12 protein-coding genes are annotated in these 13,176 nt (G+C 67.9%); 6 read left to right on the plus strand and 6 right to left on the minus strand.

Annotated features, from left to right (window positions below; all coding sequences use genetic code 11):
* The first annotated feature begins 29 nt into the window (after window positions 1–29).
* Together LO787_RS14540 and LO787_RS14545 are read left to right on the plus strand one after the other, a co-directional pair.
* Window positions 30–2,588: a TonB-dependent receptor gene (locus LO787_RS14540; protein ID WP_232491729.1), complete on the plus strand. Its 2,559-nt coding sequence runs from the start codon at window positions 30–32 to the stop codon at window positions 2,586–2,588.
* A 32-nt stretch (window positions 2,589–2,620) separates the two neighbouring features.
* Window positions 2,621–4,702: an Atxe2 family lasso peptide isopeptidase gene (locus tag LO787_RS14545; RefSeq protein WP_232491730.1), complete on the plus strand. Its 2,082-nt coding sequence runs from the start codon at window positions 2,621–2,623 to the stop codon at window positions 4,700–4,702.
* Between the two features lie 73 nt (window positions 4,703–4,775).
* On the opposite strand, the gene LO787_RS14550 is transcribed toward LO787_RS14545, so the two are convergent.
* The 6 genes from LO787_RS14550 to LO787_RS14575 form a co-directional block, all read right to left on the minus strand.
* Window positions 4,776–6,530: an asparagine synthase-related protein gene (locus LO787_RS14550; protein ID WP_232491731.1), complete on the minus strand. Its 1,755-nt coding sequence runs from the start codon at window positions 6,528–6,530 to the stop codon at window positions 4,776–4,778.
* Window positions 6,527–7,186 carry a lasso peptide biosynthesis B2 protein gene (locus tag LO787_RS14555; protein WP_232491732.1) on the minus strand — a complete coding sequence of 220 codons (660 nt, stop codon included), beginning with the start codon at window positions 7,184–7,186 and terminating at the stop codon, window positions 6,527–6,529. The genes LO787_RS14550 and LO787_RS14555 overlap by 4 nt, the downstream gene beginning before the upstream one ends.
* Window positions 7,187–7,254: 68 nt before the next feature.
* Window positions 7,255–7,386: a benenodin family lasso peptide gene (locus LO787_RS14560; protein WP_232491733.1), complete on the minus strand. Its 132-nt coding sequence runs from the start codon at window positions 7,384–7,386 to the stop codon at window positions 7,255–7,257.
* A 113-nt stretch (window positions 7,387–7,499) separates the two neighbouring features.
* Window positions 7,500–8,135: a GntR family transcriptional regulator gene (locus tag LO787_RS14565; RefSeq protein WP_232491734.1), complete on the minus strand. Its 636-nt coding sequence runs from the start codon at window positions 8,133–8,135 to the stop codon at window positions 7,500–7,502.
* On the minus strand, window positions 8,132–8,827 hold the full coding sequence (locus tag LO787_RS14570; RefSeq protein ID WP_232491735.1) for an acyl-homoserine-lactone synthase: 696 nt from the start codon (window positions 8,825–8,827) through the stop codon (window positions 8,132–8,134). Before LO787_RS14570 ends, LO787_RS14565 begins: the two co-directional genes overlap by 4 nt.
* Before the next feature lie 56 nt (window positions 8,828–8,883).
* The gene (locus LO787_RS14575; RefSeq protein WP_232491736.1) at window positions 8,884–9,663 is read right to left on the minus strand and encodes a helix-turn-helix transcriptional regulator; all 780 of its coding nucleotides are present in this window, start codon (window positions 9,661–9,663) and stop codon (window positions 8,884–8,886) included.
* 236 nt (window positions 9,664–9,899) lie between these two features.
* Between LO787_RS14575 and LO787_RS14580 the strand changes: the two genes are divergently transcribed.
* The 4 genes from LO787_RS14580 (at window position 9,900) to LO787_RS14595 (ending at window position 13,136) form a co-directional block, all read left to right on the plus strand.
* Window positions 9,900–10,097: a transcriptional regulator domain-containing protein gene (locus LO787_RS14580; RefSeq protein WP_232491737.1), complete on the plus strand. Its 198-nt coding sequence runs from the start codon at window positions 9,900–9,902 to the stop codon at window positions 10,095–10,097.
* 136 nt (window positions 10,098–10,233) lie between these two features.
* Complete coding sequence (locus LO787_RS14585) at window positions 10,234–10,701, plus strand: DUF2285 domain-containing protein (RefSeq protein WP_232491738.1); 468 nt, start codon at window positions 10,234–10,236, stop codon at window positions 10,699–10,701.
* A gap of 975 nt (window positions 10,702–11,676) precedes the next feature.
* Entirely contained in the window at window positions 11,677–12,729 is a 1,053-nt protein-coding gene (locus LO787_RS14590; protein ID WP_232491739.1) for an ArdC family protein, read from the plus strand.
* Complete coding sequence (locus LO787_RS14595) at window positions 12,726–13,136, plus strand: DUF2958 domain-containing protein (protein WP_232491740.1); 411 nt, start codon at window positions 12,726–12,728, stop codon at window positions 13,134–13,136. The genes LO787_RS14590 and LO787_RS14595 overlap by 4 nt, the downstream gene beginning before the upstream one ends.
* The last annotated feature ends 40 nt before the right edge of the window (window positions 13,137–13,176 follow it).

Below are 13,176 nucleotides of genomic sequence, written 5' to 3' on the forward strand. Positions count from 1 at the left end.
GAGTTTTTCGGTGCAGGGGGGAAAAGACCATGACGTCCTACAGGAATACGCTCCTCCATAGTCTGGGGGGCGCGGCCGCGTTCGCCCTCGTTGCGTTCGCGCCGAATTGCCATGCGAGCACGGGCGACGAGCAGGTCCGGCTCGATCTGCCGGCACAGCCGCTCGGCGAGGCGCTGCGGGCGCTCGGGCTGGCGACACACCGCAATATCACCGCCGATACCGCCGAACTGGGCGATCGCCTGGCCCCGCCGCTTTCGGGCATCTACACTGCCGAAAGCGCGCTTCGCGTGCTGATCGCCGGAACCGGCCTGACCTATCGCCGGGTCGGCACCGCGCTGGTGGTCGTGGCCGAGGAGCGCGATGACCTTGCCCCCAGCCGGCCGGACGGCGAGATCACGGTCACGGGCAGCCGCATTCGCGGCGCCGAGGTCACCTCGCTGGTGATCCGATCGGACCGGGAGAGCCTGGAGGCCGCCGGGCTGAGGACGATGGCGGACGTCGCCCGCAGCCTGCCGCAGAGTTTCGGCGGCGGCGTCAATCCCGGGATCGGCTACAATGTGCCTGCCGCCAACGGCGTCGATGTCGGGGGCACGTCGTCCGTCAACCTGCGCGGGCTCGGCAGCGACGCCACGCTCACCCTGATCAACGGGCATCGTGCGGCCTACAACGGTTCGCGCCAGGGGATAGACATCTCGGCCATTCCGCTCGGTATCGTCGAGCGGGTGGAGGTCGTCCCCGACGGCGGTTCCGCGCTCTACGGATCGGACGCGGTGGCCGGTGTCGTCAACGTGCTGCTGCGCCCCGATTTCGATGGGCTCGAGACCCGGGCGCAGATCGGCGGTGCCAGCAACGGCGGAAATTTCCAGCAGCAGTATGGCGCCGTGGCGGGGACGCGCTGGACTTCGGGTGGCGTCGTGTTGGCCTACGAGTATCTCGCCAACAGTGCGATCATGTCCGACCAGCGCGATTATACCGCTGTCCATCCCGGGCTGACCCTGCTCCCGGGACAGCATCGGCATGCCGTGGCCGCGAACGGGCACCAGGAGATTGCGCCGGGTCTGACCTTCTCGATGGATGCGCTGTTCAACAAGCGCTGGTACTTCGCGCAGAACCCCACAAACATCCAGGGTGACCTCGAGGTGTCGCGGCTGGAGAAGAGCTCGACCAGCCGCTCGCTGACCCTGGGCCCTGCGCTCAGGCTCGATCTTGGCGGAAGCTGGCAGGCGGGTCTTTCCGGCGTCTATGGCAACGAGCGGCTCTGGGCGGTCAGCTCGACATACACCGGTGAGGCCCCGACCAGTTCAGGCTTCGTGTGCTATTGCAATGAGCTCTATTCCGTCGAGGCGAGCGGCGACGGCGCGCTGTTCGCGCTGCCCGGCGGCCTCAGCCGCGTGGCGCTTGGGGCCGGCTATCGCCGCAACCTGTTCAAGGCCTATCAGCTCAACGTGGCCAACACCGCTGCCGCGCAAGGCAGCTACTATGCCTACGGCGAGATCAACCTGCCTCTCCTGTCGCGTGCGCAGGGCATCTGGGGCGTCGATCGGCTGAACCTGAGCGGCGCCATCCGCTATGAACGCTACTCCGGCATCGCCTCGGTGGCCACGCCCAAGCTGGGGATCGTCTATGCGCCGCTCGCGGACCTCGCGCTCAAGGCCAACTGGGGGCGGTCCTTCCGCGCGCCGACCATGTACCAGTTGCATCAGGTCCGGCTGGCATCGCTCTACAATGCGGCGAGCCTGGGCGGCGCGGGCGGCACTGCGCTTTATCTCACCGGAGGCAACGGCGACCTGAAGCCCGAGCATGCCCGGACTTGGAGCGCCAGCCTCGAATACAAGCCGCGTGCGGTGCCGGGGCTCGAGGTCCAGGTCAGCTATTTCTCGGTGGTCTACAAGGATAGGATCGTCACACCGATCGTGTATCTCTCCCAGGCGCTGGGCAATGCGATCTACGCCGACTACGTGACAAGCCAGCCGACAACTTCCGCCGTCCAGCAGGCCGTCGCCGGAGCTGGCGTATTCTATAACTATACGGGCGCGGCCTATGACCCCGCCAATGTCGGCTTCATCGTCGACAACGCCAACGTCAACGCGGGACGCCAGGACATCCATGGCATCGACCTGCTGGCGCGATACGAGGGCGATATCGGCGACTGGGGGAGCCTGGGTGTCGTCGTCAACACCAGCTATCTGACGAGCCATCAGCAACTGACGCCGGAGGCGATACGCATGCCGCTCGCGGGCCGGCTCTTCAATCCGCCGCACTGGCGCAGCCGCGCGGACGTAACCTGGCGCGCAGCGGGAGCGACCTTGAACGCTTCGGTCAGTCATGTCGGCGGCGTCACGGACGCACGCGCGAGCCAGAGCAGGAAGGTCGCGGGCATGACGACCTTCGACCTGACTCTTGATTATGTGTTCGGTCGGGATGCCGGACCCTTGTCCGGGGTTTCGCTGAACCTTTCGGCACAGAACCTGTTCAATGCGCGCCCCGATGCGATCGTCGCGCCGAGCTATTACGAGACGGCATACGACACCACGAACTATTCCGCGATCGGCCGCTTCCTCTCCATTGGGGTGACCAAATCGTGGTGAGGCATCGATCCTGGATCGGGAGGGCCGGACTGGTGTTTGCCGGCCTGTGGCCCGGGGTGGCTGCGGCGGCGTGCGACGATCTGCTGGCGAGCCTCGGCGCCCCCGCCGCGCGGCGTCTCGTCACCGCCGACGACCTTCTGCTGCTGCGCGACATCGGCCAGCCGGACGCGTCGCTGGTCAACAACCGCAGCCCGCTGGCGGTTTCTCCCGAGGGTGACCGCATCGCCTTCGTGCTGAACCGGGCCGACCCTGCGAACAACGCCTACTGCCGGGGGGTGGTCGTGCTCGACATCGCGCAGCCGGGCTCGGCACGGCTCGTCGACCACGGCGGCGAGCTCATCACCGAACCGGTGGCCATTCGCGGCATGGTCTTTCCCGGGGGATCTCCGGCGGTGGTGACCCCGGTCTGGTCCCCGGACGGTCAATGGCTCGCCTACCTGCGCCGTGATCACGGGGTAACCCAGGTCTGGCGGGTCCGGGCCGACGGCGGCGATGCGCGGATGGTGTCCCGTTCGGCCGGCGATGTCGTGTCGATGCGCTGGGACGGGGCAACCAACCGCATCGTCTTCACCACGCGCCCCGGGACAAAGGCCCTCAACGATGCCATCGAGCGCGAGGGGCGTGGCGGCTGGCTATACGATGCGCGTTTCGCGCCCAATATCGCCTCGCGGCCGCTGCCGGGCGAGGCGCCTCTCGTCGCCACGTCGATCTCCCCTGACGGAAGCGACGAACGCGCGGCCCGGGCGGCAGCCGACTCCGTCGATGCAGCTGGCGGCTGGTCGCTTCCCTACGCCGTGGCCGCGGACGGCCGCCGCGCCGTCGTGCAGCGACGCGGGGGCGGTGTCGCAGCGCCTCTCGAGCTGGCGATCACCGGGGCTGACGGTGCCCGGATCACCTGCGATTTCGCTGCCTGTGCCGGTGGCCTGATCGGGGTCTGGTGGGAGGGGAATGGCCGAGACCTCCTGTTCCTGCGCAGGGAGGGGTGGGCGCAGGAGGTTACGGCCCTTTATCGCTGGGACCCTGGCGAAAAGGCCGGACCGGCGGCACTCGTGCGTACCCGCGACGTGCTGCTTGGCTGCGTGATGGCGGCAAAGGGGCTGGCTTGCCTGCGCGAGAATGCCACCACCCCGCGCTATCTCGACCTCATCGACTTGCGCAGTGGCAGCAGCCGCGGTCTGTTCGATCCCAACCCGCAATTCGCGAGACTGATCCTGGGATCGGTGCGGCGGCTGCGCTGGAAGAACGATCGCGGGCTCGAGGCATGGGGCGACCTCGTGCTGCCGCCAGGGTACCGGGGAAGGGCCCGCCTGCCGCTGGTCGTCGTCCAGTATCACAGCGATGGCTTTCTGCGCGGCGGCACCGGCGACGAATATCCGATCCATGCCTTTGCCGCAGCCGGCTTCGCGGTTCTCAGTGTCGAGCGGCCGCAGGTGCTCGGCGCGCAGCGCACCGATCTCAAGACCACGTACGATCTTGCCGCATACATGCAGAAGGACTGGGGCGAGCGGCGCAGCCTGCTCTCCTCGCTGGAAACAGGCACGAAGATGGCCATCGCCACCGGTGCCGTAGACCCGGCGAGGGTCGGGCTGACGGGCCTCAGCGATGGTGCCTCGAGCGTCCGCTTCGCGCTGATCAATTCGGATATGTTCGCGGCGGCGGCCATCAGCACCTGCTGCGTCGAGGCCGACACGCTCACCTATGGCGGCATCGGCGTCGCGCGCGACTTCGCGCGCATCGGCTATCCCGCGCCGGGAAACGATTCCGGAGATTTCTGGAAGCCCTACGCGCTCTCGCTCAGTGCCGGGCGGATCAGGGCGCCGCTGCTCATGCAGCTGGCGGACGACGAATACCTCTTCGGCCTGCCCGCTTTCACCGCGCTGCGCGCGGCAGGCAAGGCAGTCGAGATGGTGGTGTTTCCGGGCGAGCACCACATGAAATGGCAACCGGCGCATCGCGCGGCGATCTACCGGCGCAACATCGACTGGTTCACCTTCTGGCTGCAGAACCGCAGCGATGACGATCCGTCGAAGGATGAGCAGTATCGCCGGTGGGAGGCCATGCGCGCGGCTTTGGCACCACCCGGTCAAGCCGTGCCCGATGACGCAAGCCGGTGACGCAGGCTGGAGACGCGCACCGGTGAGCCAAGCTGCTGATCCGACATGATCCGCCGCTTTCGGCATCCGCTGCTCATGACGACCATGCCTGCGCCCAGCTTTCGGCATCGACGCACTTGAGGATGCGATGGAACGTTTCATGGCGGGCGGGCCTCGGATCGTCGAGACGGGCCAGTACGGCGTTGCGGTCGATGAGGCCGTGACGGGCAAGCAGCCCGTCACCCAGCAGCGCCCGGATCGCCGGGCGATGCGTCTCGAAGATCTCGGCGATGAAACTGTCCGGGGTGCCCTTGGTGCGGCGCGCGAGGATGTCGATCGGCAGGTCCCGGGCGAAGGCCCGCCGGGCGATGGCACGATTGCGGCCATCCTCCAGCCAGAGCCACGAAGGAACCCGGAGGCAGGCCTCGACGACAGGCTGCGAAAGCAAGGGCGCGATCGTCGGGATCGGATCCTGCGGATCAAGCGACTCGACATAGGCCTGGGCGATCGCGATCAGCCGGACATGTGCGGCGGAGCCGGGCAGTTCGCCGCGAGGGACCTGAAGCCAGGGGTGGTCGTCGCGTGCGGGAACGCCCTCGCTCGACGACGGCGGCATCAGGCTGAAATCGCGCACGGGCCTCAATGCCGGCTTGCCGAGCCAGGCCCGGCGAACGGCATCCGAGATGACGCTGAGGACGCTCGCCGGCGCGAACCGGCTGGTTTCCAGCGCGGTCCGGACAAACGATCGGCCGGGGCCGGTGGTGAGCAGTCGATCCGCCGCCGGAGCTGCGGACTGGAGCGAGCAGAAGACGTTGTCGCCGCCGCCGCCGTTGAAGATGGCCTCCGCGCCCGTCCGATCGGCCAGTGCCGTGGCGAGGCGTATGGTTTCCTGCGAGAACACCCGCGCCCAGGGCCGGGGAAGCCGCGCCGATACCGAACGATACAGGACGACCTGCCCCACATCGCGGACCTGCTCGTGGAGGGTCATCGCCATCCACGCGCTCACCCGCCGGGCGTAGCGCCGTTCGTCGCCTGACGCGTCGCGGGTCACCAGGTTGAGGGCCTCCACCGCCACGCCGGCATTGCCAAGGCATGCCGCGACGATCGATGAATCCAGCCCGCCCGACAGGAGCAGGGCCACGCGCCGGAATCTGCGCGCTCGGGCAACGACGCACCCGCGCACCGCCGCTTCGACCAGCATCGCGGCTTCGCCGGCATCCTCGACATGGTTCTGGCGACTGGCGAACGACCAGGGGCTCCACGCTGCGCAATCGCTTCGGCCGCGGGAGGACAGGGCAAGGGTTTGACCCCCGCGCAGTTCGGATACGCCCTGAAGGCATGTCGCCGGTCCCAGCAGTTCCGGGGCGGCGAGGTGGATGCGCAACTGGTCCCAGTCGATGGCCGGCTGCCACAGGCCGGCGTCACGCAGGATATCCATGTCCGAGGCAAGGATCCAGGCGTCTTGCGTCTCCACCAGGAAGCACGGCAGGTCGCCGAGCGGCGCACGCACGATCCGCAGGGTATCGTCGGTACCCTCGAGAAAGGCGACATAGCCGCCCCAGCAGGTCTCGATCAGGTGCCGCGGACCGTGCTGGACGATGCGTTCGCTGAACGCTCCGTTGATCCGGGATACCGCTTGCATGCTCGCCGTGTCGAACACGTCGCCGACGATCACCCCGCCGGCGCCAAGGTCGAGGATGGGTGCGCCCAGAACGGCGATCGCGGCGCGCCGGGTGTGCAGCTGCGTGCAGGGAGCATCGCCACCGATGCGAGCGGGAAGGTCCCCAGGCAGGGAAGGGGCCGTGCCGCCTTGCCTGGCAACGACTGCGAGATAGCGCGGCCTGCTCACAGAACCAGCACGGGTGTATAGGTGCGTACCGAGTCCATGCGGTCATTGAGCACGTGCGATCCGGCCTGCACCCAGCTGTGGGCCGCGAAGGGATTGAGGCGGACACCGATGACCAGATCCGCCGCCAGCCCGCGCGAAAGCGCGATCTGGGTCAGCACGATCGAGCGCGACAGGCACTGGTCGTGCGAGCGGACAAGGCGCGCTGTCCGCTCGAAATCGCGGGCCAGGCGCGCCAGTTCAGGCAGGGCGCTGTCGTGGAATTCAGGCAGTCTCGACTTGGCGCGACGCAGGCGATGCAGGATCCGTCCCAGTCCGCCGCGCCGCAGCGATCGCCGGACCAAGGCAAGTCTCACGAGAGCATCGAGCAGGGGACGGTCGAGGCGCAGCGGCTGCGTGTCGTCGAATACGCTGGCTTGCGCGTATGCCGGAGGGCAGGCGGCGACGTGGCCGGCACCGGGCGTTTCGATCAGCAGCCCCGCGTCCTGGAGCCGGGGCGGGACGGCCTGGTGTCCCGGCTTTTCGATCAGCGCCCGGAATTCGGCCTCCCGCAGGGCATCGAGGCAGAAATAGCGATCTGCCCGGGTATCGAGAAAGATCAGTTGCGCATTGACCTCGCAAAAGCTCACGCCGTCTCGCAGTGCATAGCCCATGCCCATGGACCTCTCGTCTGATCAGGTGCGCAAAGGGCGCGGCGCCAGGCGCCGCGCCCTCCATGCGATCGGGTTCAGTCGTCGCTGAGACCCGCTACGGGCTGGGTGAGGACATCGTCGCCGATCCCGCCCTGGGGGCCGAGCGTCTCGATGCTGGCCGTGCCGAGCTCGATCACACTGTCCTGCGTGTCATGATCGCGTTCCATGCGTATGCTCCTTACGTCGCCGCGGAATTGCGGCGATGGTCAGGGTAGGAGGCCGTGACACTTATCCGAATTTTATACGCAACTGATTTGCAGATTGTTGGCGGTTCTCCCGTTCAAGCTTGCCGGTAGAGCGCCCGCACGATCGCTGCCGCACTGCGGATCCGGCGCCGATGATAGGATGCGACCAGGCGGCGCAGTGCGGCGCGATCGCCGGCTTCGATCGCTGACATCCATGGCTCGAGTTCATCCTGAGGGTCGCCCAGCACCTCGGCCTCGATCCGCCGTACGCCGTGGAGGTGCACATTGAGGCGTTCGATCGCCTCGGCATGGAAGGCGTTCGGGGATGCGCGCGCGATTGCGGTGAACAGTCTGGACGTCCGCTCCGCTGCATCGCTCGGATCGGGACTGTGGACGAAACCATCGCCCATTGTCCCGGCACGGCCGAGGGCGGTGCGGCCGCCGGGCGGCCAGCTGGCAATGGCGAGCGTCAGGAGCTGCTGCGCCCAGTGGTAATAGTCCTGCAGGCACGGTTCGTCGAGCGCGGGAAGATGGAAGCCGCCGCTGTGGCGAGCCTCGACGAGACCTTCGCCCGTCAGTCGGTTGAGGGCATCGCGCACGGGCGTGATGCTCGCCGCCAGTTGCCGACCGATCGCGGCAGCGTCGAGACGTTCGCCGGGACGAAAGCCGTTCTCCATGATCCGAAGCCGCAAGGCATCGAGCACCCGTTCCGCCGTCGCGCCCGCGTTCACTGGAGCCTCGCGACGATGCGGCCGGGAGGGTTCGGGCATCGAACCTGCGCAGCCGCCCTGGCAGCGGTACGGGTATCTGCCCTGATATCCTGTCCGATGCCGGCACGGGCAAGGCGTGCGGGAGTGTCGCTCTCGATCTCGATCCGCAACGCGGCGAGGGTCTGGCCGCCAATCCGGCAGGCCGGACCCAGCTGGCGACAGCGCCAGCCGAAGCCGAGGATCTGGTTGCACCAGTTCACCTCGGCGATCGCGCTGTAGGCGGTGATGCCACTCGCCAGCGCGTGATCCACCAGCGCCCGCACGAGCTTGTCACGTGCCTGCCGGCGCTCTTGGGCGCGCAGCGAACGGTCGAGGCAGAACCGGGTGATTTCCCAGACCGTGTCGCCGCGCGGTGGGGTTGCCTCGCACAGTACGCCATAGAAGCTGTCGAGGATGTGCGGCCGGATCGTCGGCAACAGCCGTGCGGAAGCGCGGTGTGCCCCGTCCTCGCCGGAAATCACGAGGTAGCGGGCGTGGGAATCGTCGAACTGGTCGATCTCGTAGCGTCCCGCAAGGACCGGAACGTCCCATCTGAGCAGATCCACGAATACCGATTTGCGTGCTTCGAACATGGCGCCGAACAGCGTCGTTTCGCGCAAGGCGGCTGGTCCGCCCGAAGTAACCGAGGGCGATGGGTTGAGAACGTGAAGCATTGCGTCTGACCTCCCGTGTTGGGAGGTCCAGCGTCGGTCGCAATGTCCGCGAGGTGTTATTCCGGGAAAGGGGAATAGAGGTGCGGCAGTATTTGCGGAAGGATGAGCGTTCCATCGAACACCGCACGGAGCACCAGCAATGCCCGCTTGTTCACCTCGTACCGCTCGAAGGCGTTACTGACGTGCTTGCCCGGCGTCTCCTGGCTCGTGCCCATGATCATCGCGATCTCCGGATCGGTCTTGCCCAGCGCGATCCAGTAGGTCACTTCCTGCTGACACGGTGTCAGCGGTCGGCCGCGTGCGACAGGACCGTGGCCGCGCGGCGTCGACAGGCGGCGGGCCGCCGCGAAGGCGGTTTCGCCGATGGCATGGGCCATGATGAGCGTGAGGTCGCACATCGTCCGGCCCACGGGGTTGACGAAGGTCACCGATCCGCCCGCCTCCCCGGGGATATGGACCGGCACCGTGAACCCGTCGCCGATCCCATGCCGGGCAGCCAGATCCATGAAATGTCGGTCCGCGCGGGAAAGCGCCACGCGTCGTGCAAGGCTCGACCATGTGAAGCCCTCGTTGACGAGGTGGCTGAGGCGATGGACCGGATCGCTGACATAGAGCTGATGGCGATCATAGTAGCGCACCCAGGTCGTTGGGTAGTTGTTGATGCGAAATGCCCTGCCGGCGCACCTTCTGGCATCGAGATGATGAGTGATCGCGAAATGCGTGAAGCCGAGATGGCGGGCGGCGGCATCGACGGCATCGGCCAGGGCCTCGAAGCTGTTGGCCGCATCCACGGCGCGAGCGCAGCGCACGCTGGCGAGCACTTTATCGTACATCATGGACATCGTTCACGACCGCCGGCGGTCTCTCCTGACCCCGTGCTTCCAGCGATCGTCCTTCCTCATTCGCCAGGGCCCGGGCGCAGTTTCTCACGCTGCGATCGGGCGCGAACCGTCACGAATTGGACGAATTATGGAAGTATAACAGACACAAGGGCGCGGGTATCGCCCAACAATTCCCATTTTGGTAAAAAGTGGTTAATCGCCTGCTCCGACGCGAAGAGCGCGCCACTAGCGTGATCCTGCCGGACGCGCCGTCGCATGACTGGCACGATGACACCTACTACGAGCGCTTGTCCCAGGTCGATCGCGGTGGATTGATGTGGGAGTGGTTGCGGCGCGACCCCGAGTATCGCGCCTGGCACCTCGTGGCCAGCCGCGCGACGACGGGCATCGCGCCCGATCCCGCCGCCTGGGGGTTGCACTTTCGCTGAGAGTCCGGACCGGCACGCCAGCTCGGCCCGCATCATTTGGCGTGCCGATTTCGATCCCGGCACGCTCAGGGCCCAGGCCCTGCCGGCCGATCCCGCCGATCCCGCCTCGCTTGTGCTGGCGCCGCTAGCACCCTGGATGAGCGTGGCGGTCGATGGGGACGGTCGCGAACATGCGGTGCTTTCCGACGGGATGCGGCGCGTGAGGCTCGACATCACCGATGGATCGCTGTCCGGGTCCGAGGCGGTGGTCCTGCGTTTCCAGCAGGAAGGGCTGCAGCAGGCGAAAGCGGCGATCCTTCCGCTGCAACGCCTGATCTCGTTCGTCAGCCATCAGCGCTTCACCGCGTCGCTCTATCCGAGGGACAGGGGATCGAGGCGGCTGATCGTGGCACTGCGGGTACACGATGGCCTCGCTCAGGGCGCGAGCCAGCGTGAGATCGCCGCCGTGCTGTTCGGTGCGCGAAGCATTGAAGCCGGATGGCGGGGCGCTTCGGATTCAATGCGGTCACGGCTGCGCCGGCTGGTCGCGGATGCACGGCGGCTGGCGGGCGGGGAGTACCGCAGCCTGCTGGGAGGAGGCCTCGGAAACAGGAGGCACAAATAGGCTCGGCCCCGGTGACCGTTCTGGTTGCGCGCAGCCTTTTCCGGATCGGGTTCGAGACGTCCACCCGGATGCCGGCCCGTTTGGTGACGAAGCGGGGAAACTCGTTTTCCGGCAGGCCCGCCGCAAGCCGACTTCATCCACTCGAAATCGTCCCATCGCGTTCGTCGACAAGGAACGAGAGGGCGGACTGCAGGCGCATGGTCAATCCATCCAGGGGTTCGTGGGCCAAAACAGGATCGCTTCTGCCAGGATCAATGATCCGCCCGAGTGTGCCACAGGTAAATCGTGCATTCAGGCGCCCCGCGCCTGCGGCGCGGCCGCGCTCTAGCTCGCGGCAGCGGCGCGGGCTGACCGCCCGCAGGGGCCGCCCCGCGAGCCCGGGCTCCCTTCCGGATCCCGGCCATCCGGTAACGATCGCATGGCGCTGGCGGGAAAGCCCTCGCGGGCTCCCCCGAAGCGGACGCGCGCGAGGCCGCGCGCGGCGTTTCGGTGCGGCCATCCCGGACGAAGCGCGGGTGGGCGCGGCTCCCTTCTAGGTCCGCTCGCACCGCCGGCAAGCCGCGTTTCGCGCGGCTCCTCCACTGCCGTTCCGGTCCTGCGCCACCCCGCCGCCCTGGCGGCGGGGCCCCGGCTTGGATGCACGGCGGCGCTTGTGCGCGGACCTGCCGGTCGCTGTCGCCGCCCACCCCCGCTTCGCCGGGGGAGGCCATGGTGGTTTGCGGGCGGGGCAGGAGGTGAGCTGTGCGCATGATCGATGGGCCGCGTACCGACGCGGGTGGTGCTGCGAGACAGGGAGACGCGAAGGCCTCGGTGCCGGGGAGGGCCGTGAACGGCCGGAGCCTGAACGGAAGCCGGAGCAGGAACCGGGACGGAAGCGCGAGCGCGAGTGTCGGTGGAGACGGAAACGGAAGCAGGGGCCGGGGAGCGGGAGCAACGGGGCGGGGAGCGGGCGCGAGGGGCTATACGGGGGGCGAGATGCGCGAAATCCCGCATGGCGGACCTGCGGCTCCGGATGCGGCGGACAGCGAGACGCGCGCGAACCGGACAGACCGGGACGCCGGAACCGGTCCCGGAAGCGGTGCCGGAGCCGTGCGCGGTGACCTCTACGGCGACGTGACGCGGCGGATCATCGCCGACCTTGAGGGCGGGCGTATCCCATGGGTGCAGCCGTGGGGGACTGGGGGCGCGGACGGCGGCGCGCCGATGCCCGGCCTGCCGCGCAATGCCGCGACCGCAAGGCCCTATTCGGGGATCAACATCCTGATCCTGTGGAGCGCGGTCATCGACAACGGATGGGCGCAGCAAGGCTGGGTGACCTTCCGGCAGGCGCTCGCCGCAGGCGGCAACGTGCGCAAGGGGGAGAAGGGCACCACGGTGGTCTACGCCGACCGCTTCACCCCCGAAGCCGAGAAGCAGCGCGCCCGCGACACAGGGGGGGATGCGCGCAGCATTGCGTTCCTGAAACGCTTCACCGTCTTCAATCTGGCGCAATGCGAGGGGCTCGGGCACTTGCATCGCGAGCCGGTCGCGCTGCCGGAACGCGAGATCGTACCGGTTGCCGAAGCGGTCATCGCCGCGAGCGGCGTGGATTTCCGCATTGGCGGTTCCAAGGCCTACTATGCACCGGGCGCGGACTTCGTGCAGGTGCCGCCGCAGCACGCCTTCCATGTGCCGGTGAACTATTACCGCACCTGCCTTCACGAACTGACCCATGCCACCGGCCATGCCTCGCGGCTGGCGCGCTATCTGACGAACCCGTTCGGATCGAAGGATTATGCCCGCGAGGAACTCGTCGCGGAAATGGGCTCGGCCTTCCTGTGCGCCGCGCTCGGCATCGTGCCCACCGTGCGCCACGCCGACTACATTGGTGCATGGCTGCACGTGCTGCGCGAGGACAGTCGCGCGATCTTCCGGGCGGCGAGCCTTGCCAGCAAGGCCGCCGACTGGCTGCTGGCCCGCCGCGAGGCGCAAGGCCAAGCCGAAGCCGATGCCGGTGTCGATGCCGATGGGGGGAGGGCCGGGACATGACCCTCCTGCCACACGCCATGCGCGCGCGGCTCGTCGCCAATTTCGATTCCGGCGTCCGCGATCCCGATTTCGATCCGATCCCGGTCGCCCGCCTGAGCAATCCGGCGGGCCGGGCGGTCTGGCTGGTCACCGAGCTGTTTCCCGACGAGGACACGCTTTTCGGCCTCGCCGACCTCGGGTTTGGCTGCCCCGAACTGGGCACCTTCTCGCTGCGCGAGATCGCCGGGGTCCGGCTCCCGCTGGGCCTGCGCATCGCCTGCGACCTCGCCTTCGCCACCCGCCACCGGCTTTCGATCTGGGCGGCGGCATCGCGCCTTGCCGGTTCGATCCCCGAGGCCGCCGAGTTTCTCGGCAGTCTCGCCACCGAGGACCCGGCGGCCCTCAGGCTTCTGCCCCGCGACATCTGACGCGGGGCCGATGACGCTGGCGGTCGTCAACCGCCGATCC

It is taken from the genome of Novosphingobium kaempferiae (assembly GCF_021227995.1).
Taxonomy (GTDB): domain Bacteria; phylum Pseudomonadota; class Alphaproteobacteria; order Sphingomonadales; family Sphingomonadaceae; genus Novosphingobium; species Novosphingobium kaempferiae.